The sequence below is a fragment of the Streptomyces sp. NPDC058231 genome (assembly GCF_042882275.1).
Lineage (GTDB): Bacteria > Actinomycetota > Actinomycetes > Streptomycetales > Streptomycetaceae > Streptomyces.
On sequence record NZ_JBHVWN010000044.1, the window covers coordinates 18304 to 36037 of the forward strand.

Annotated in this window: 19 protein-coding genes; 12 read left to right on the plus strand and 7 right to left on the minus strand. The window is 72.0% G+C overall.

Annotation, left to right across the window (positions count from 1 at the left end):
* Positions 1 to 107: 107 nt before the first annotated feature.
* The 4 genes from ACFVXE_RS25695 to hutH all read left to right on the plus strand — a co-directional run bounded on the left by ACFVXE_RS25695 (position 108) and on the right by hutH (position 5100).
* Complete coding sequence (locus ACFVXE_RS25695) at positions 108 to 1280, plus strand: adenylate/guanylate cyclase domain-containing protein (RefSeq protein ID WP_389674485.1); 1173 nt, start codon at positions 108 to 110, stop codon at positions 1278 to 1280.
* Between the two features lie 82 nt (positions 1281 to 1362).
* The gene (locus ACFVXE_RS25700; RefSeq protein ID WP_389674487.1) at positions 1363 to 2175 is read left to right on the plus strand and encodes an enoyl-CoA hydratase/isomerase family protein; all 813 of its coding nucleotides are present in this window, start codon (positions 1363 to 1365) and stop codon (positions 2173 to 2175) included.
* Positions 2176 to 2261: 86 nt separating this feature from the next.
* Complete coding sequence (locus ACFVXE_RS25705) at positions 2262 to 3452, plus strand: diguanylate cyclase domain-containing protein (protein ID WP_389674488.1); 1191 nt, start codon at positions 2262 to 2264, stop codon at positions 3450 to 3452.
* Positions 3453 to 3549: 97 nt separating this feature from the next.
* Positions 3550 to 5100 carry a histidine ammonia-lyase gene (gene hutH, locus ACFVXE_RS25710; protein WP_389674489.1) on the plus strand — a complete coding sequence of 517 codons (1551 nt, stop codon included), beginning with the start codon at positions 3550 to 3552 and terminating at the stop codon, positions 5098 to 5100.
* Between the two features lie 34 nt (positions 5101 to 5134).
* Here the strand turns inward: hutH and ACFVXE_RS25715 are convergent, their stop codons facing one another.
* Positions 5135 to 5428, minus strand: coding sequence for a hypothetical protein (locus ACFVXE_RS25715; protein ID WP_389674490.1), 294 nt, complete (start codon positions 5426 to 5428; stop codon positions 5135 to 5137).
* A gap of 110 nt (positions 5429 to 5538) precedes the next feature.
* Here ACFVXE_RS25715 and ACFVXE_RS25720 point away from each other — a divergent pair, with 110 nt between their 5' ends.
* The 4 genes from ACFVXE_RS25720 (at position 5539) to ACFVXE_RS25735 (ending at position 9835) form a co-directional block, all read left to right on the plus strand.
* The gene (locus ACFVXE_RS25720) at positions 5539 to 5943 is read left to right on the plus strand and encodes a hypothetical protein (RefSeq protein ID WP_389674492.1); all 405 of its coding nucleotides are present in this window, start codon (positions 5539 to 5541) and stop codon (positions 5941 to 5943) included.
* Between the two features lie 252 nt (positions 5944 to 6195).
* The gene (locus ACFVXE_RS25725) at positions 6196 to 7464 is read left to right on the plus strand and encodes an Ig-like domain-containing protein (RefSeq protein WP_389674494.1); all 1269 of its coding nucleotides are present in this window, start codon (positions 6196 to 6198) and stop codon (positions 7462 to 7464) included.
* Between the two features lie 181 nt (positions 7465 to 7645).
* The gene (locus tag ACFVXE_RS25730; protein WP_389674495.1) at positions 7646 to 9106 is read left to right on the plus strand and encodes an ABC transporter permease; all 1461 of its coding nucleotides are present in this window, start codon (positions 7646 to 7648) and stop codon (positions 9104 to 9106) included.
* A gap of 45 nt (positions 9107 to 9151) precedes the next feature.
* Entirely contained in the window at positions 9152 to 9835 is a 684-nt protein-coding gene (locus ACFVXE_RS25735) for an ABC transporter ATP-binding protein (RefSeq protein WP_389674497.1), read from the plus strand.
* A gap of 41 nt (positions 9836 to 9876) precedes the next feature.
* Here the strand turns inward: ACFVXE_RS25735 and ACFVXE_RS25740 are convergent, their stop codons facing one another.
* The gene (locus ACFVXE_RS25740) at positions 9877 to 10407 is read right to left on the minus strand and encodes an RDD family protein (RefSeq protein ID WP_389674499.1); all 531 of its coding nucleotides are present in this window, start codon (positions 10405 to 10407) and stop codon (positions 9877 to 9879) included.
* Positions 10408 to 10456: 49 nt separating this feature from the next.
* On the opposite strand from ACFVXE_RS25740, the gene ACFVXE_RS25745 reads away from it, so the two are divergent.
* Together ACFVXE_RS25745 and ACFVXE_RS25750 are read left to right on the plus strand one after the other, a co-directional pair.
* Entirely contained in the window at positions 10457 to 10969 is a 513-nt protein-coding gene (locus tag ACFVXE_RS25745) for a hypothetical protein (RefSeq protein ID WP_389674501.1), read from the plus strand.
* Between the two features lie 106 nt (positions 10970 to 11075).
* Positions 11076 to 11435 carry a DUF1330 domain-containing protein gene (locus tag ACFVXE_RS25750; protein ID WP_389674502.1) on the plus strand — a complete coding sequence of 120 codons (360 nt, stop codon included), beginning with the start codon at positions 11076 to 11078 and terminating at the stop codon, positions 11433 to 11435.
* A gap of 42 nt (positions 11436 to 11477) precedes the next feature.
* Here the strand turns inward: ACFVXE_RS25750 and ACFVXE_RS25755 are convergent, their stop codons facing one another.
* Complete coding sequence (locus tag ACFVXE_RS25755; RefSeq protein ID WP_389674504.1) at positions 11478 to 11885, minus strand: YrdB family protein; 408 nt, start codon at positions 11883 to 11885, stop codon at positions 11478 to 11480.
* A gap of 578 nt (positions 11886 to 12463) precedes the next feature.
* On the minus strand, positions 12464 to 13567 hold the full coding sequence (locus ACFVXE_RS25760; protein ID WP_389674505.1) for a hypothetical protein: 1104 nt from the start codon (positions 13565 to 13567) through the stop codon (positions 12464 to 12466).
* A gap of 67 nt (positions 13568 to 13634) precedes the next feature.
* Between ACFVXE_RS25760 and ACFVXE_RS25765 the strand changes: the two genes are divergently transcribed.
* Positions 13635 to 14780 (plus strand): cystathionine gamma-synthase, encoded by a 1146-nt coding sequence (locus tag ACFVXE_RS25765; protein WP_389674507.1) that lies wholly within the window; start codon positions 13635 to 13637, stop codon positions 14778 to 14780.
* A 117-nt stretch (positions 14781 to 14897) separates the two neighbouring features.
* Here the strand turns inward: ACFVXE_RS25765 and ACFVXE_RS25770 are convergent, their stop codons facing one another.
* From ACFVXE_RS25770 to ACFVXE_RS25780, 3 genes are all read right to left on the minus strand, one after another.
* Complete coding sequence (locus ACFVXE_RS25770; protein ID WP_389674508.1) at positions 14898 to 15149, minus strand: hypothetical protein; 252 nt, start codon at positions 15147 to 15149, stop codon at positions 14898 to 14900.
* Positions 15146 to 15640 carry a sigma factor-like helix-turn-helix DNA-binding protein gene (locus ACFVXE_RS25775; protein ID WP_389674509.1) on the minus strand — a complete coding sequence of 165 codons (495 nt, stop codon included), beginning with the start codon at positions 15638 to 15640 and terminating at the stop codon, positions 15146 to 15148. The genes ACFVXE_RS25770 and ACFVXE_RS25775 overlap by 4 nt, the downstream gene beginning before the upstream one ends.
* A 173-nt stretch (positions 15641 to 15813) precedes the next feature.
* Positions 15814 to 16335 carry a MarR family winged helix-turn-helix transcriptional regulator gene (locus ACFVXE_RS25780; RefSeq protein WP_389674510.1) on the minus strand — a complete coding sequence of 174 codons (522 nt, stop codon included), beginning with the start codon at positions 16333 to 16335 and terminating at the stop codon, positions 15814 to 15816.
* A 156-nt stretch (positions 16336 to 16491) separates the two neighbouring features.
* Here ACFVXE_RS25780 and ilvA point away from each other — a divergent pair, with 156 nt between their 5' ends.
* On the plus strand, positions 16492 to 17721 hold the full coding sequence (gene ilvA, locus ACFVXE_RS25785) for a threonine ammonia-lyase (protein WP_389674512.1): 1230 nt from the start codon (positions 16492 to 16494) through the stop codon (positions 17719 to 17721).
* The last annotated feature ends 13 nt before the right edge of the window (positions 17722 to 17734 follow it).

The window sequence follows — 17734 nt, forward strand, 5'->3', positions numbered from 1 at the left end:
TCGTTGCCGAGTCATCCAGGTGAGGTAGCGCACACCTGCCGTATCGTTGAGGCGATCCACCGACAGATCGGCAGGGCAGTGCGCAGGGAACGGGCAGGAGGCGGCTGGTGACCGTCGACGACACGACCTCCGGCGCGGGCGCGGAGCCCCCGTCGGAACCCTCGGTCCACGCGACACCGCATCACGCCGTCGACCACACGGTCGAACCGACCGACGATCCTCTCGCGATCCGGCTGGAACAGCTGATCCTGGGCGCCGACCGTCGCTACACCCCGTTCCAGGCGGCCCGTACCGCCGGAGTCTCGATGGACCTGGCGTCCCGGTTCTGGCGGGCCATGGGGTTCGCCGACATCGGCCAGGCCAAGGCGCTCACCGAGGCGGACGTGCTGGCGCTGCGCCGGCTCGCCGGACTCGTCGAGGCCGGGCTGCTCAGCGAGCCGATGGCGGTGCAGGTCGCCCGGTCCACCGGGCAGACCACCGCCCGGCTGGCGGAATGGCAGATCGATTCCTTCCTGGAGGGGCTGACCGAGCCGCCCGAGCCCGGGATGACGCGCACCGAGGTCACGTACCCCCTGGTCGAGCTGCTGCTGCCGGAGCTGGAGGAGTTCCTCATCTACGTCTGGCGGCGCCAGCTCGCCGCCGCGACCGGCCGTGTGGTGCAGGCCGCCGACGACGACGAGATGGTCGACCGCAGGCTCGCCGTCGGCTTCGCGGACCTGGTCGGCTTCACCCGGCTGACCCGGCGGCTGGAGGAGGAGGAGCTCGGTGAGCTCGTCGAGTCCTTCGAGACGACCTGCGCCGACCTGGTCGCCGCGCACGGCGGCCGGCTCATCAAGACCCTCGGCGACGAGGTTCTCTTCGCCGCCGACGACGCGGGCACGGCGGCGGAGATCTCGCTGCGCCTGATCGAGGCGATGGCCCACGACGAGACGATGCCCGCGCTGCGCGTCGGCATCGCCTTCGGCACGGTCACCACCCGGATGGGCGATGTCTTCGGTACGACGGTGAACCTCGCCAGCCGGCTCACGTCGATAGCCCCGAAGGATGCCGTGCTGGTGGACGGTGCGTTCGCCGAGGAGCTGACGCGTACGGGCGACGCGCCGGCCTCCGAGGCGCAGGCGGCGGAGGAGGCGGCGGCGGCCGAGAAGGAGCGCCAGGGCGGCGTGGAGCCGCTGGCGGTGCCGAAGTACCGGTACGGGCTCCAGCCGATGTGGCAGCGGCCGGTGCGCGGTCTCGGCGTGGTGGAGCCGTGGCTGCTGGCCCGGCGCGGCAGCCACTGACGGTTGCCGGGCGCCCGCCGCAGGCCGCGGGACAGCACCTAGGATCCCTCCGGTAACGCTCGTTAACCGGAGGGGTGCAGTCATGACCGTCACGTCCGAGCAGCGGTTCGGGGAGTTCGTCGCCGTACGGGTCCACGAGGGCCGGGAGCACGTCGCCGAGCTGGTCCTGGACCGGCCCAAGGCCATGAATGCCGTGTCCACGGAGATGGCCCGCTCGATCGCCGCCGCCTGCGCCGCTCTCGCCGCCGACGAGGGCGTACGGGTCACCGTCCTCACCTCCAGCCATGAGCGCGCCTTCTGCGTGGGCGCCGACCTCAAGGAGCGGAACTCGTTCACCGACGCCGAACTGCTCCGTCAGCGGCCGACCACCCGTGCCTCCTACACCGGAGTGCTGGACCTGCCGATGCCGACGGTCGCCGCCGTGCACGGGTTCGCGCTGGGAGGCGGCTTCGAGCTCGCCCTGGCCTGCGATCTCATCGTCGCCGACCGGACCGCCGTGGTGGGTCTGCCCGAGGTCTCGGTCGGTGTCATCCCGGGCGGCGGCGGTACGCAGTTGCTGCCGCGCCGGGTCGGTGCGGCGCGCGCCGCCGAGCTGATCTTCTCCGCCCGCCGGGTGGACGCGGCCGAGGCAAGGGAGTTGGGTCTGGTCGACGAGCTGGTGGAGGCCGGGCAGGACCGGTCGCAGGCGCTGGCGCTCGCGGGGCGGATCGCCGCCAACTCGCCGGTGGGGCTGCGCGCCGCGAAGCGTGCGCTGCGGCTCGGGCACGGGCTGGACCTGCGGGCCGGGCTGGAAGTGGAGGACGCCGCCTGGCGGTCGGTCGCCTTCTCCGGCGACCGGGCGGAGGGCGTGGCCGCGTTCAACGAGAAGCGCAAGCCGAACTGGCCGGGTGAGTAGCGGCAGGTGATCCTTCCGACGCGGAGCGCGGATGATTAAGAGCCCCAAGTTGATCAAATCATCACAAACCTACATAAGGTGTGACGATGGGTGGTGATGATGCGCGGCTGCGGGCCGTGGTTTCGCTTGCGCAGTCGATGGCTGCGGCGCACGGCCCCCGCGAGTCCTGGCGGGCGGCCGCGCTCGGGGCGTGCGAGGCGCTGGGCGGCAGTTTCGCCGCGCTCTCCGTGTGGGAGCGCGGGCCGGGGCGGCTGCGGGTGCTGGTGAACGCGGGCGAACGGGCCGAGGGGGAGGAGGAGTTCCCCGACGCCGAGACGTACCCGGTGCACCAGTTCCCGGAGATCACCGAGTTCCTGCACGAGCGGTGGGCGGGGGGCGGCGAGCCGGACGCCTGGGTGGAGACGGCCGAGGGGCCGCTCGGCGAGGAGGAGGCCGACGGTACCGGCCCGGGGGCGAAGATCGCCGGCGCGCACGGGTACGGGAGCGGGTACTGCCACCAGCGGGTGGCGGCCCTGCGGCGGCGCGGGCGGGGCTGCTGCGTGGTGGCGCCGATCGTGCTGCATGGACGGGCCTGGGGCGAGCTCTATGTGGCGCGCGCGGTGGGGGAGCCGGTGTTCGGGCGGGAGGACGCGGACTTCGCGACCGTGCTGGCCGCCGTCGTCGCCGCCGGAATCTCCCAGACCGAGCGCCTCGAAGAGGTGCGCAGACTCGCCTTCACCGACCCGCTGACCGGGCTCGCCAACCGCCGGGCCGTGGACACACGGCTCGACGAGGCGCTGGAGCAGCACCGCGCCGACGGTTCGGTGGTGAGCCTGGCCGTGTGTGATCTGAACGGTCTGAAGGGGGTCAACGACACGCTCGGCCACGCGGTCGGCGACCGGCTGCTGGAACGTTTCGGCTCCGTACTCTCCCGATGTGGCGCGATGCTGCCCGGAGCGCTCGCCGCCCGGCTCGGCGGGGACGAGTTCTGCCTGCTGGCGGTGGGGCCCACGGCCGACGAGGTGATCCGGGTGGCCACCGAACTGTGCGACCGCGCCGCCGAGTTGGAGCACGGCGAAGGGGTGGCGTGCGGCATCGCGTCCACCGGCGACCCGATCGGACCGGTGCGCTCGGCCCGGCGGCTCTTCAGGCTGGCAGACGCCGCCCAGTACCGGGCGAAGGCGGCACGCTCGGTGAAACCGGTGGTGGCCGGGCGGGACGGGGAGGTGATCCGGCTGGCCGACTCGCCGCCGAAGTCCGCCCACGACCGTCGCCGGCTGCGAGGCAACCGGCCGTAGCACCCGGGGCCGCCGTCGGCGGACGGGCAGGACGGGTAAGGGGTCAACCGCACGACCACTAGTGACATGAAGGGATTCAATCCGTACGCTTCTGAATATGGATATGCACACTGTCGTGGTGGGGACGTCCGGAACCACTGCTGAGGACGTCATCGCCGTGGCTCGCGCGGGTGCCCGCGTCGAGCTCTCCGCAGCCGCCCTCGACGCGCTCGCCGCCGCCCGGGAGATCGTGGACGCGCTGGCCGCCAAGCCCGAGCCGGTCTACGGCGTCTCCACCGGTTTCGGCGCGCTCGCCAGCCGGCACATCAGCCCGGAACTCAGGGCGCAGCTCCAGCGCAACATCGTCCGCTCGCACGCGGCCGGCATGGGCCCGCGCGTCGAGCGCGAGGTCGTCCGGGCGCTGATGTTCCTGCGTCTGAAGACGGTCTGTTCCGGCCACACCGGCGTGCGCCCCGAGGTCGCCCGGACCATGGCCGACGTACTGAACGCCGGCATCACCCCCGTGGTGCACGAGTACGGATCGCTCGGCTGCTCCGGCGACCTGGCACCGCTCTCGCACTGCGCCCTGACGCTGATGGGCGAGGGCGACGCGGAGGGCCCCGACGGCGTTGTGCGCCCGGCCGGTGAGCTCCTCGCGGCGCACGGCATCACCCCGGTCGAACTCCGCGAGAAGGAGGGCCTCGCCCTCCTCAACGGCACCGACGGCATGCTCGGCATGCTCGTGATGGCCCTCGCCGACCTGCGCGAGCTGTACACCTCCGCCGACATCACCGCCGCGCTCAGCCTGGAGGCGCTGCTCGGCACGGAGAAGGTCCTCGCCCCGGAGCTGCACGCCATACGGCCGCACCCCGGTCAGGGCGTCAGCGCCGACAACATGCTGCGGGTGCTCGCCGGTTCGGGCCTCACCGGTCATCACCAGGACGACGCGCCGCGCGTCCAGGACGCCTACTCGGTGCGCTGCGCGCCCCAGGTCAACGGCGCCGGGCGGGACACCCTCGCGTACGCCGGGACCGTCGCCGACCGCGAACTGGCCTCGGCCGTCGACAACCCCGTCGTCCTGCCGGACGGGCGCGTCGAGTCCAACGGCAACTTCCACGGCGCCCCGGTGGCGTACGTACTCGACTTCCTGGCGATCGCCGCCGCCGACCTGGGCTCGATCACCGAGCGCCGCACCGACCGGCTGCTGGACAAGAACCGTTCGCACGGGCTGCCGCCGTTCCTCGCCGACGACCCGGGCGTCGACTCGGGGCTGATGATCGCCCAGTACACGCAGGCGGCCCTGGTCAGCGAGATGAAGCGGCTCGCGGTCCCGGCCTCGGCGGACTCGATCCCGTCGTCCGCGATGCAGGAGGACCACGTCTCCATGGGCTGGTCCGCGGCGCGCAAGCTCCGTACGGCAGTGGAGAACCTCGGACGGATCGTCGCCGTCGAGCTGTATGCGGCGACCCGCGCCATCGAGCTTCGCGCCGCCCAGGGGCTCACCCCGGCGCCCGCGTCCCTGGCAGCGATCGAGGCGCTGCGGGCAGCGGGTGTGGAAGGTCCCGGACCGGACCGGTTCCTGTCGCCGGACCTGGCCGCCGCGGAGGCGTTCGTACGGGACGGGAAGCTGGTGGCCGCGGTGGAGCCGGTGACGGGAACGCTGGGCTGAGCTCTGCCGCCTCGGGGCCGGACCGGGCCGGCCCTCAGACCCGGCCGCCGGCCGGGTCCGGCCGTGCGGAGCGGCGCGGCGAGCGGACGACGTACGTCGCGCCGGCTCCCAGCAACGCGGTGCCACCGATCAGCCACGCAGTGGTGTCGGCCCCTCCGGTTCCGGTGCGGTCTGGCGCGGGTCCGGCCGCCTCGGCCCCGGCCCGGTCGGCCGGGCCCGGCGCACCGGCCGTGCCTTCCGTCGCGTTCGCCGAGGGCACGAACCAGAGGGCGCACAGCAGTGTGCCCGCGACGGTGGCGGTCAGGAGCAGGCGGCGGGCAACGGACACGGGTATCGATCCCCCTTGTTGCGGCGGTGAGTTGGTCGCGTGCGCCGATGCTAATGAAAGCAGCGGGTCGCAGGAAAGCCACAGGGGTCGATGGCTCTACGCTCCGGCGTATGAGCACTTCAGAGACATCGCGTTTTATCCGTCTTCGCGTGGAGATGGTGGTGGAGATCACCGACGCGGACGCCCTCGGCGCTGCCGCGCTGGAGGGCATCGCCGCAGAGTTCGACGAGCCGGGTGAGGGGCCCGCGGAGGAACGCATGCATGCCGAGTCCGCGGTGCGGGAAGACGGTGCGGAGGCCCTCGCCTCCCTGGTCGACCCGTTCGACCTGGTCGGTGAGGTGCCGGGGATCGAGCTGGCACAGGCTTCCTGGAGCAGCGAGATCATCGATTACGACCCCGAGGACCCGGACGACTGGGACCTCGACGAGGGCGACGACGGAAGCGACGCCGGCGAGGACGACGACGACGTCCGGCACACTGGGGAGGAAGAACGAGGCGGAGGACCGCGGGCCTAGGGCTCGCATCCCCGCCGGGGACAGGGCCCGCAGCGCGGAAGCGACGGCCTCGGCCCGCTTCCGGCGGGCCGTGACCGGCCGCCCGCCCGCCCCCGGGAACCACGGACGCGATGGCTGCGTCGATGAGTGGTGTTCCCCACATCTGTGACCGATGTGGAACGGAGGGCCCTTCCCGGGTGTTCTTGAAGCATTGACGGGGATCCGCCTGTCGGCGGCTCCGCTCGGGGTTATATGGGGATTTTTCGGCAACGTATGGAGAAGCGTGTGATGACGGACAGCAAGCGGCGCAGGGGCCTGACGGCCGCGTCCGTACTGCTCGGCGGCGTGCTGGTGCTCACTGCCTGCAGCGACGGCGACAAGGGCGGAAGTAGCGCCGAGAGCTCGAAGAAGTCGCAGGCGGCAGAGGTCGACCGGGCGGCAGCCCAGGACGCTTCGCAGGCGCAGATCGCGATCCTGCCGAAGAACGGCGCGACCAACGCGAGCATCAACAACGCCGCCAGGATCACCGTGGCCAAGGGCAAGCTGACCGCGGTCACCATGACCACCGCGGACGGTGCGAGCGTCCAGGGCACCCTGGCCGCCGACGGCACCAGCTGGCAGCCGGACGCTCAGCTGGCGCGCTCGACCACATACAAGATCAATGCGACCGCGAAGGACTCGAAGGGCCGCGAGGCCCACGAGAACTCGTCGTTCACCACCGTGTCGCCCGCCAACAGCTTCATCGGGAACTTCACCCCCGAGGACGGCTCCACGGTCGGCGTTGGCATGCCGGTCTCGATCAACTTCAACAAGCCGATCACGGACCGCAAGGCCGTCCAGGCCGGTGTCACCGTGACGTCCAGCAGCGGCCAGCAGGTCGTCGGCCACTGGTTCAACGCGCAGCGCCTCGACCTGCGCCCCGAGCAGTACTGGACCGGCGGCTCGACCGTCACGCTGAAGCTCGCGCTCGACGGCGTCGAGGGCGCGGACGGCGTCTTCGGTGTGCAGCAGAAGACGGTCACCTTCAAGGTCGGCCGCAACCAGGTCTCGACGGTGGACGCCGCGGCGCACACCATGACCGTCGCCCAGAACGGCAAGACGATCAAGACCATACCGATCTCGTCCGGTTCCCCGACCAACCCGACGTACAACGGTCAGATGGTGATCTCCGAGAAGTTCAAGGAGACCCGGATGAACGGTGCGACGGTCGGCTTCACCGACGACGACGGCAAGGGTGAGTACGACATCAAGGACGTGCCGCACGCCATGCGGCTGTCCTCGTCCGGCACCTTCGTACACGGGAACTACTGGGGTGCGCGGTCGGTCTTCGGTACCGCCAACACCAGCCACGGCTGCGTCGGCCTCGCCGACGTGAAGGGCGCGAACGACGCCAATCAGCCCGCCGCCTGGTTCTACAACAACTCGATCGTCGGCGACGTGGTGGTCGTCAAGAACTCCCCGGACAAGACCATCACCCCCGACAACGGCCTCAACGGCTGGAACATGAGCTGGGCGGACTGGCAGGCGGGCTCCGCGGTCTGACCCCGTCGGACGCCCCTCTCCACCCCCGGAACGGCATGACCCCGACGTTCCGTACGCAAGGCGGCGGCACCCGGATCCCCTCGGATCCCCGGTGCCGCCGCCTTCGGCGTGTCCGGCGCTTCTCATCGGGATCTCATGGTGGCCTTAACTCGCCATCACAACCGGTTCATAGCCTCACGCCATGTTCTTCACCTACCTCCGGCGCGAGCTGCGCCGCCGCAGAAAGGCGGCGCTGGTCGTCGCCTCGGGGCTCGCCCTCGGCATTGCGCTGGTCATCATCGTCAGTTCGGTCTCCTCGGGCATGAGCAAGGCCCAGGACAAGGTCCTGGAATCGCTGTACGGCCTCGGCACGGACATGACGGTCACCAAGGCCGCCGCCGCCCCCGGCTCCACCGGCGAACGCCCCAGGTTCAACTTCGACGCCAAGGGCGACGACTCGAAGCAGAGTTCGGACCGGGTCATGGTCCAGGGCTTCCAGACCCTGTCGTCCACCACCGTCGACAAGGTGGACAAGCAGAGTGGCGTCGCGGACGCCGTCGGCGGCCTGAGCCTGAACGTCCTGAAGGTGGACGGACAGTTCAAGCGCGGCGAGTTCAAGCAGAACGGCAACGCGGGCTCCGGCCGCCAGCGCGGCTTCGGCGGCGGCAACAGCCAGCCGCAGGGTGAAGTCCGGGGCGGCGGTGCCTCGTTCGACGTCAACTCGTACACCGTCTACGGGACCGACGTCACCAAGCAGGACCTCGGCCCGCTGACCTCCTCGAAGATCACCAAGGGCCGTACCTTCAAGACCACCGAGACCGACGCCGCGGTCGCGGTCGTCGACGCCTCGTACGCCAAGCAGAAGAAGCTCGCGGTCGGCAAGACCGTGACCATCTCCGGCACCAAGTTCACGATCGTCGGTGTGTCGACCGCGGACAGCGGCGACGCCGCCGCCAACCTCTACATACCGCTGAAGCAGGCGCAGACCCTCGCCGACTCGAAGAACAAGGTCACCACGGTCTACGTCAAGGCCGCTGACTCGCAGCAGATCGACAGCGTCAAGTCCGCCATCCAGAAGAACATCTCGGGTACGACGGTCACCACCTCCGCGGACCTCGCCGACACGGTCTCCGGCTCCCTGTCCACCGCGTCCGACCTGGCCTCCAGCGTCGGCAAGTGGCTGTCCATCGCGGTCCTGATCGCCGCGTTCCTCGTCGCCGGCCTGCTCACCTCCTCCGCGGTCAGCCGCCGGGTGCGCGAGTTCGGCACGCTGAAGGCGCTCGGCTGGAAGAGCGGCCGGGTCACCCGGCAGGTCGTCGGCGAGGCGCTCGTCAACGGTCTGATGGGCGGTGTCCTCGGCATCGCGGTCGGTCTCGGCGGCGCCTACATCGTGACCGCCATCAGCCCCACCCTCACCGCCCAGCTCGGCGGATCGGGCGGCGGCGCCGGCCGCATGGGGGGCGCCGGCGGCGGCATGTTCGGCGGCCCCGGCAGGCAGTCCGCGTCCAAGGCCCTCGACATCGCGCTGACCGCGCCGGTCTCCCTCTCCATCATCCTGATCGCCGTCGGACTGGCCGTGGCGGGCGGGCTGATCGCGGGCGCGTTCGGCGGCTGGCGGGCCTCGCGGCTGCGCCCCGCGGATGCGCTGCGCCGCGTCGAATAGCCCGTCCGGACGCCCTACCCCCTTCAGTTCAGCAGGAGTTGACCCATGTACACGCTCAGCGGCGTCACCAAGCGCTATGCGCGCGGCAAGTCCACCGTCCATGCGCTCGCCGGTGTCGATCTGACCATCGAGGACGGTGGTCGCCTGGTCATCCAGGGCCCCACCGGCGGCGGCAAGTCCACACTGCTGCAGATGCTGGGCGGCCTGGACCGCCCTACGTCCGGCAGCGTCGAACTCGACGGTGTGGACCTCGCGAAGCTCAGCGAGGCCAAGCTCACCAAGGTGCGCGCACAGAACATCGGCTTCGTCTTCCAGAGCTTCAACCTGATCCCGACGCTGACCGCGCAGGAGAACGTCGAGACGGCGCTCGTCCCGCTCGGCGGCAAGGCGTCGGAGCGGCGCAGGCGCGCAGCGGAGGCGCTGGAGTCCGTCGGACTCGGTGAGCGGCTCGGACATCTCCCCGGCGAGATGTCCGGTGGCCAGCAGCAGCGCGTGGCGATCGCGCGGGCCCTGGTCAAGCAGCCGAAGGTGCTGCTCGCCGACGAGCCCACCGGCAATCTCGACGAGTCGATGCGCGACGAGATCATGGAGGTGCTGGAGACCATGTGGAAGGAGCACGGGCTGACCTTCATCATGGTCACCCACGACAGCGCGATCGCCCGCAGGGCGCCGCGACTGGCGACCATCCGCAAGGGCCGCGTCACGATCACCGAGAACGCGGCGGCCTGACCCGCCCGCACACCTCCCGGCGCGGGGCGGTGGCGTCGCGGCTAACGCCGCCGCTGCTGTCCCGCGCCCGACGTCCGGTACGCGGCGAGGTCGCCCCGCCGGACCTGGCGGACCCCGGACGGATCGGCGAACCGGTCCGCGTGCGGGCACCCGGACGTGCCGCCGCCCGCCGGGTGCCGGCCGACGTCCGTACCGGAGCGGTACGGGTGCAGCCAGTACCAGGGCTGCAATGGCACCCGGCCCAGGCCGTACAGCCAGCGCCGGGTCAGCGTCCCGGGTCCGGGACGCCCGGCACCGGGCAGGCTGACGACCCGTATGTCCATGATGAGCTTGCCCGCGCCCGCGCCGACGAGCGCGGTGAGTACCACCTGGTTGAGGAACGAGAACGCGAGCGCCGGGCCCAGCAGCAGTCCGGCGGCCTCGGGTCCGCCGGCCGTCTCGATGTGCGGCCGGGCCACCAGGCCGCCGGTCAGCAGCGAGAGATAGCAGTCCAGTCCGGCGGCGAGACTGCGGCGCAGCTCCCCGGCGCGCGGCGGGGTGCGGGGTGGTTCCGTGCGCCATAAGATTGTCATGGCTGCATCATGTCCCTTCCCTTCCGTCACCGGCACTAATCTCGCAGCCATGACCGCTGCCATAACCGCCATGATCACCGCAGTCGTCGGCGTCCTGGGCACCCTGTTCGCGCCGGTGTTCGCGCAACGGCTGACCGCGCGAGAGCGCGCCGAAGAAGCCGGAACGGCCCGCGAGCGAAGGGCGTTCGAGGAACGGCGCGACCACTACACCGCCATGAACCGCGCCTCCCGGCAGTTCCACACGCTCCTCAAGGACGCCCTGCACCGGATCAGGGACGGCGTCTACGCCGAGCAGGAACGCATCCAGCTCGAAGAGGCCCGCCTCGACCACCGCGACCGCTACGCCGAGGCGCAGATGATCGTCCCCGAGCGGATCCTGCAGGCGTCCCGCGAGCTCAACCAGGTACTCGCCGACGCCGACGCGGTCGTCAAACGCCTGGACCGCGGCCTCGCCCAGGGCGGCGAGACCGCGGAGCGGGCCCTGGAGAGGCTGCGGGAGGCGGGGCCGTTCCTCGACGCGATGCGGGAACTGATGCGGGAGGACCTGGGCGTCACCGACTGAACCCGCCCCTACCCCGGAGGTAATCGACGCCCGGTACACCGCCGGGCAGCATGGTGCGCACCGGCTGGCCGGGCCCCGGCAGCACGGAGACCAGGAGGGCTGCACCATGACCGCTTACGTGATCGGGCACCTGTACCCCACCACCGGCCACCCGGGCGAGGAGGTGCTCAGCTACATCGAGCGCATCCAGTCCACCATGGTTCCTTTCGGCGGCCGCTTCCTCGTCCACGGCACGCAGGTCGAGGTCGTCGAGGGCGACTGGTCCGGTGCGCTCGTCGTCGTCGGCTTCCCCGGCATGGCGGCCGCCCGCGGCTGGTACGAGTCGGCCGCCTACCAGGAGCTGCTGCCGCTGCGGACCCGGAACATGGCGGGTGACGTGGTGTTCGTCGACGGAGTGGGACCGGACTACGACGCGTCGGTGACCGCGGCCGCGCTGCGGGCGGCGGCGCCGCAGCCGCGGCGCTGACGTGGCTCCGACCGCAGGGGACGCGCACCCGGCCGGAGCCGTTCAGGGCCGACGGGCCGCGACATCGCCCGGCCGGAACCGGAAGTACTCGGCCAGCCCGGTGTTCGCGACCACCACGGCGCCGGCCACCGACGCCGCCACCGGGTGACCCACCCGGTACAGCGCGTACACCCCGCCGCCGAGCACCACGGCCTTCACCAGCAGAACTCCCCACAGCGGAAGACGGATCCGGGCGCGCGGAGCGGCGAACAGCCCCCACAGCACGATGGCCACCGCCGGCGCACCGATCCCCAACAGCCACCGGGCGGCCACCCCGTCGCCTGTCGTGAAGCCCCACCAGGAAAGGCAGCCCAGCGCCGCCAATTCCACCGCGAAAGCCAGTAGTTCGTTCGCCATCAACCAGGGGCGCCCGCTCAGGGCCACCGCGCTGTCGCCGTCGTCACGCGTCATCGGTGCGGAACTCCTCGGGCCGGTGGCGCCGCCGCGCGGTCCACCGGCAGATCGACGGTCGGGCAGTCGCCGGCCGCCCGCGTATGCGGAACCCGGGCAGGGGCGGCCTCCGCGCACCGTTCCCGCGTGGTGCCGTCCGGCCGACGACGCTAGCAGAGCAGGACTCCTGGCGTCGGTCATTGCGGCCCAAGTCGGCCTGACGCATGCCGACTTGGTGGAGACGCCCACCGTGCCCACTGCGCGGATGTGCTCCGCCGGAATTCCCTGGCCGAGCACATCCGTGGGCCGTCGCCGCCGACCGGATCGGCGCACGCCGGGCCGGGTGTTTCCCCGGCCCGGGCTCACCGGTCAGCCGCCGCGCCGGCCGCGATCGCGGAGGCCTGTGTCAGCCCCGCGCCTTCGCGGCCTTCGCCGCCTTGCGGACCGCTTGGCGCACCAGTACTGGAGCGCCGAGTAGTGGGCCATGTAGTGGTGGGGAGCCCGTGCGGTGATCTCGTTCCATGGTTCAGCGGCGGGACAGGGGGGCTGACCAGCGGTGGAACCGTTCGTGACGCCCGCCAGGCATCACGGGACTGCCCTTAGCGCGGGAGCGTCGCCGGGCTGCCGCCGTTCGCCTCGTACCCGGCCACCGCGAGCGCCCGGTAGACGGCGTATGCGGCGGCCGGGTCGGAATTCTCCGTCCACGGCAGCGCACCCACGTGTCCGTCGATGTGGAGGAACTGGTGCATGGCCTCCGCCCAGCGTTCCATCCGGACCAGGAACAGCACCAGCAGATGACGGACATGGGCGAGCATCGGGTCGTCGGGGCGTGCGGAATGCACCGCGAACAACGCGCCCTCGACCGCCTTCGTCACCACCACGCTCCGGTAGAAGCCCTGGACGAGGTTGACCTCGGGCAGGTGCTCGTACACCGCGAACAGCGGCAGGGCGGCGAGCAGCGAACCCTGCGGGGCACGGGCCGCGGCCGCCGTCGCGAACCGCTCGGCCTCCTCGCGGGAGCCGTGCCACTTCTCGCACCAGAAGTGCAGCGCCGCGATGTGCGCGCCCATGTGGGCCGGGGCCCGGTCGATGATCTTCACCCAGAGCTGGTCGAACTGCTCGTGGGAGTAGCCGAGTCCGCGGGCGGCGGCCAGCTCGACGATGTACGGGACCGGGTCGCCGGGCGCCAGCAGGGCGGCCTCGCCGCAGGCCGTACGGGCCTCCTCCAGGATGATCCGGTGCTCGTCCGTACCCGCGGTCGACGACCGCCACGCCTGCTGGACCAGGAACTCGGCGTGCACCGCCGCCCCGCCCGCGTCCTCGGGCGACTCGGCCCGCCACGACCGCAGCCAGGCACCGCCGGTGCCCGGTGCCTGCATCAGTTCCAGCGAGGCCGCGCCGGCGAACGCCTGCACCCGCTGCCAGCGCACTTCGCCCTCTGTCGGGGTGCCGGCCAGCAACTGCGACGCGGCGCGCCAGTCCTGGGTGCGCTGCACGACGTCGAGGACGTCGAGGAGGTCCTGGTCGGGCCCCGGCATCCGGACGTCCAGCTGTTCCTGGCGCAGGAAGCCGTACGTGTCCGGGTCGGCGGCGTCGGGGGAGCCGGGCGCGACCAGGCGGACACCGGAGCGGCGGCGCAGCACGAAGGGGCCGACGACCGCGGCGAGCATGCACAACGCGATCAGGAACCAGAGAATCTCCATGGGCCCATTGTCACCGGACGGCGCAGTGGACGTGGATCACCCCGGTGACGAACTACGCTCTGGCCCCATGAGCGACCAGCACAGCTTCGAGACCCTCGCGATCCACGCGGGCAACACCGCCGATCCCCTCACCGGCGCCGTTGTTCCGCCCATCTACCAGGTGTCCACGTACAAGCAGGACGGCGTCGGCGGACTGCGCGGCGGCTACGAGTACAGCCGCAGCGCCAACCCGACCCGCACCGCACTGGAGGAGAACCTGGCGGCCGTCGAGGGCGGCCGCCGCGGGCTCGCCTTCGCGTCCGGGCTGGCGGCTGAGGACTGCCTGCTGCGCACACTGCTGCATCCCGGCGCCCACGTCGTCATCCCGAACGACGCCTACGGCGGCACGTTCCGGCTCTTCGCCAAGGTCGTCAAGCGGTGGGGTGTCGACTTCTCCGTCGCGGACACCTCGGACGCCGCGGCGGTCCGGGCCGCGGTCAACGACCGTACGAAGGTCATCTGGGTCGAGACCCCGTCCAACCCGCTGCTCGGCATCACCGACATCGCCGCGGTCGCGGACGTGGCGCGCACGGCCGGCGCCCGGCTCGTCGTCGACAACACCTTCGCCAGCCCCTACCTGCAGCAGCCGATCGCACTCGGCGCGGACGTCGTCGTGCACTCGCTGACCAAGTACATGGGCGGCCACTCCGACGTCGTCGGCGGCGCGCTGATCGCCGCCGACGCGGAGCTGGGCGAGGAACTGGCGTACCACCAGAACGCGATGGGCGCGGTCGCCGGACCGTTCGACTCCTGGCTGGTGCTGCGCGGCATCAAGACGCTGCCGGTCCGGATGGACCGGCACTGCGAGAACGCCGCCAAGGTCGCCGAACTGCTGACCCGCCACCCGAAGGTCACCCAGGTCCTCTACCCGGGGCTGCCGGAGCACCCCGGGCACGAGATCGCCGCCAAGCAGATGAAGGCGTTCGGCGGCATGGTCTCCTTCCGCGTCCAGGGCGGCGAGGAAGCGGCGGTCGAGGTCTGCAACCGGGCGAAGCTCTTCACGCTCGGCGAATCCCTCGGCGGCGTCGAGTCCCTGCTGGAGCACCCGGGCCGGATGACGCACGCATCGGTGGCCGGTTCGGCGCTGGAGGTACCGGCCGACCTGGTCCGCCTCTCCGTCGGCATCGAGTCCGTGGACGATCTGCTCTCCGACCTGACGCAGGCGCTCGGATAGCGCACGTCCCTCCGCGCACCGGGCGGGCCGGGCAGCCGGCCCGCCCGGCGCCCGTCCGGCCGGTCTCCCGGTGGTGACGGTCTCCCGCAGGCCGCCCTTCCGGAGCGGGTCCGCGCCCTACCATCGGCCCAGGGGCGGGGTCGTCTCCGCGGGCTGCACGTGCCAGGGTTCGGCGACCACCGCCCACACCGTGAACGCGAGCACCGCCGCGACGAGCGCGGCCACCGCCAGCGCACGGGCCGCGCGGCGCCGCCGCAGCATCCGGCCGCCGCGCTCCGCCGCCCGCTCCGCCAGATCGGCCGGGACCTGCGGATGCGGCCCGTCCAGCATCCGCCGGACCTGGTCCTCCTTCTGACTGTGGCGGCTCATGGCGCGGCCTTCAGCAGCCGTACGGCCCGCCGCCGCGCGGTCGGGGTGCGGGCGCCACGCATGGTGGCCACCGACCTGTTGCAGATCGCCCGCACCCGGTCCGCCGGAAGGCCGAGCAATGCGGCGGTCTGCTCCTCGGCGACCCCTTCGTACAGCCGCAGCACCAGGATCAGCCGCTCCTGCGGGGTCAGCGGGTCCAGCAGACCGCCGCGCGGCCGGTGGTGCCGCCAGGCATCGCGGGCGAACCGGACGGCCAGCTCCTGCCGGGTGCGCTCGTACGGATCCTCGCCGTGCAGCCGGTCCCAGGCCGCGTACGTACGGGCCAGGGCGGCGGTCAGCAGCCGCCGCGCCCGTTCGTTGCTCCCGGGAGGCTGCGCGGGCTCGGCGGTGAGCAGAGTGGCGGTATGCAGCAGCCGGCCGGCCGCGCCCGCCACGAAGGCCTCGAACTCCTGGCCGCGCCGCCGCTGAAGCCCCGCCTGCCGATCTCGCACCCCCACATCGGAGCGCCGCGGAGGGTCCCGGGTCAAGGGGTTCGACAGGCGTATTCCGGCCGCCGCCCCGCGGAACGCCGGGAGGGGCGGTGACGGCCGCGACGGCGGGGCCGCCCCGGATACCCGGACCCGGGCCGCCCGCCGGCGCCGGGCGGGGCCGTCCGGACCCGTCCTCAGTCCCCGGTCGGCTGCTGCTGCCGCGCGGCCAGCGCCCCGTTGAACCGGGTCAGCAGTGTGCAGAACGTCTCGCGCTCCTCCGCCGTCCATTCCCCGGTCACCTGCGCCATCAGCTCCCGGCGCGACGCCCGTACCTCGTCGAGCCGCGCCTGGCCGCGCGGGGACAGCTGCAGCACGACGGCGCGGCCGTCCTCCGGGTGCGAAGTCCTTTTGACCAGGCCCGTGTCGACGAGCGGCGCGACCTGACGGGTCACGGTCGAGGAGTCGATCCCCATGCCCGCGGCCAGCGCTTTGACGCCCATCGGGCCTTCCCGGTCCAGCCGGTTCAACAGCAGGTAGGCGGCCCGGTCCATGGAATTGCGGACCTGGCCGACACCGCCGAGGCGGGTCTGCTCGGCACGGCGGGCGAAGACGGCCACCTGGTGCTGCAGAACATCCAGGAGGTGATCGGGACCCGGGGATTCGGGGGCGGCGCCCCCGGAAGGAGACGCAGCTGTCGTCATGTCCTGAGGGGGCATGGCCGGGGGCTCTCTTCGTGCGGTGTCGGATGGGTGGGGGACAGAGTACGCGGCCACGGGGCAACGTGTACCAGCGCTGCACAAACCTGTGGACAACGGCGCAGGACGGCAGCGGTGCGGCATCCGGCCCCGCGTCCAGCTGCGAGACTTGCGATTATGAACTTCCGTACGCCGCGCCCCTTTCCCCCGGTGATCCTCGACGACGTCCGAGGTGCGTGGAAGATGCTCTCCGGCGTTGCCCGGGTGACCCCGATGGAGGGCAGCCGCCACCTGTCCGGGCTGGTCGGTGCGCCGGTCCACTTCAAGTGCGAGAACCTCCAGCGGACCGGCTCGTTCAAACTTCGCGGCGCGTACGTGCGGATCTCCGGCCTCTCCCCGGTGGAGCGTGCGGCGGGTGTCGTCGCCGCGAGCGCCGGAAACCATGCGCAGGGTGTCGCACTCGCTTCTGCGCTGCTCGGCGTACGGTCAACGGTCTTCATGCCGGTCGGGGCGCCGCTGCCGAAGGTCGCCGCGACCCGGGAGTACGGCGCGGAGGTCAGGCTGCAGGGCAGTGTCGTCGACGAGACGCTCGCCGCCGCCCAGGAGTACGCGCAGGAGACCGGCGCGGTCTTCATCCACCCCTTCGACCACCCGGACATCATCGCCGGACAGGGCACCGTGGGCCTGGAGATCCTGGAGCAGTGCCCCGAGGTCCGCACCATCGTCGTCGGGATCGGCGGCGGCGGTCTCGCCGCGGGCATCGCCGTGGCGGTGAAGGCGGTCCGGCCGGACGTGCGGATCGTCGGCGTGCAGGCGGCGGGCGCGGCCTGCTACCCGCCGTCGCTGGCCGCGGGCCACCCGGTGTCGATCGGCTCGCTGCACACGATGGCGGACGGCATCAAGGTGGGGCGCCCCGGGGACGTGCCGTTCGGGCTCGTCCAGGAGCTGGTCGACGAGGTCCGCACGGTCTCCGAGGCCGAGCTGTCCAGCGCGCAGCTGCTCTGCCTGGAGCGGGCGAAGCTGGTGGTCGAGCCCGCCGGGGCGAGCCCGGTCGCGGCGCTGCTGAGCGATCCGAAGTCGTTCCGGGGACCGGTCGTCGCCCTGCTGTCGGGCGGCAACGTGGACCCGCTGCTGATGCAGCGCATCCTCACCCACGGCCTGGCGACGGCGGGCCGCTATCTGAGCCTGCGGGTCCGGCTCACGGACCGCCCCGGAGCGCTGGCCACGCTGCTCGGCACGCTGACGGTCGCCGACGCCAACATCCTGGACATCGGCCACGTGCGGACCGACCCGCAGCTCGGGCTCACCGAGGCCGAGGTCGAACTGCAGCTGGAGACCAAGGGGCCCGAACACTGCGACGAGGTCACCGCGGCGCTGCGGGAGGCAGGGTACCTGGTGACGGGCTGACACGCGGACGGAC

Bases quoted from the DNA above. Each gene is read 5' to 3' on its own strand.
- hutH (WP_389674489.1), top strand. From the start codon at position 3,550: ATGGATATGCACACTGTCGTGGTGGGGACGTCCGGAACCACTGCTGAG.
- ilvA (WP_389674512.1), top strand. From the start codon at position 16,492: ATGAACTTCCGTACGCCGCGCCCCTTTCCCCCGGTGATCCTCGACGAC.
- ACFVXE_RS25745 (WP_389674501.1), top strand. From the start codon at position 10,457: ATGACCGCTGCCATAACCGCCATGATCACCGCAGTCGTCGGCGTCCTG.
- ACFVXE_RS25730 (WP_389674495.1), top strand. From the start codon at position 7,646: ATGTTCTTCACCTACCTCCGGCGCGAGCTGCGCCGCCGCAGAAAGGCG.
- ACFVXE_RS25735 (WP_389674497.1), top strand. From the start codon at position 9,152: ATGTACACGCTCAGCGGCGTCACCAAGCGCTATGCGCGCGGCAAGTCC.
- ACFVXE_RS25705 (WP_389674488.1), top strand. From the start codon at position 2,262: ATGGGTGGTGATGATGCGCGGCTGCGGGCCGTGGTTTCGCTTGCGCAG.
- ACFVXE_RS25725 (WP_389674494.1), top strand. From the start codon at position 6,196: ATGGAGAAGCGTGTGATGACGGACAGCAAGCGGCGCAGGGGCCTGACG.
- ACFVXE_RS25780 (WP_389674510.1), bottom strand. From the start codon at position 16,335: ATGCCCCCTCAGGACATGACGACAGCTGCGTCTCCTTCCGGGGGCGCC.
- ACFVXE_RS25700 (WP_389674487.1), top strand. From the start codon at position 1,363: ATGACCGTCACGTCCGAGCAGCGGTTCGGGGAGTTCGTCGCCGTACGG.
- ACFVXE_RS25770 (WP_389674508.1), bottom strand. From the start codon at position 15,149: ATGAGCCGCCACAGTCAGAAGGAGGACCAGGTCCGGCGGATGCTGGAC.
- ACFVXE_RS25760 (WP_389674505.1), bottom strand. From the start codon at position 13,567: ATGGAGATTCTCTGGTTCCTGATCGCGTTGTGCATGCTCGCCGCGGTC.
- ACFVXE_RS25750 (WP_389674502.1), top strand. From the start codon at position 11,076: ATGACCGCTTACGTGATCGGGCACCTGTACCCCACCACCGGCCACCCG.
- ACFVXE_RS25765 (WP_389674507.1), top strand. From the start codon at position 13,635: ATGAGCGACCAGCACAGCTTCGAGACCCTCGCGATCCACGCGGGCAAC.
- ACFVXE_RS25755 (WP_389674504.1), bottom strand. From the start codon at position 11,885: ATGACGCGTGACGACGGCGACAGCGCGGTGGCCCTGAGCGGGCGCCCC.
- ACFVXE_RS25740 (WP_389674499.1), bottom strand. From the start codon at position 10,407: ATGACAATCTTATGGCGCACGGAACCACCCCGCACCCCGCCGCGCGCC.
- ACFVXE_RS25720 (WP_389674492.1), top strand. From the start codon at position 5,539: ATGAGCACTTCAGAGACATCGCGTTTTATCCGTCTTCGCGTGGAGATG.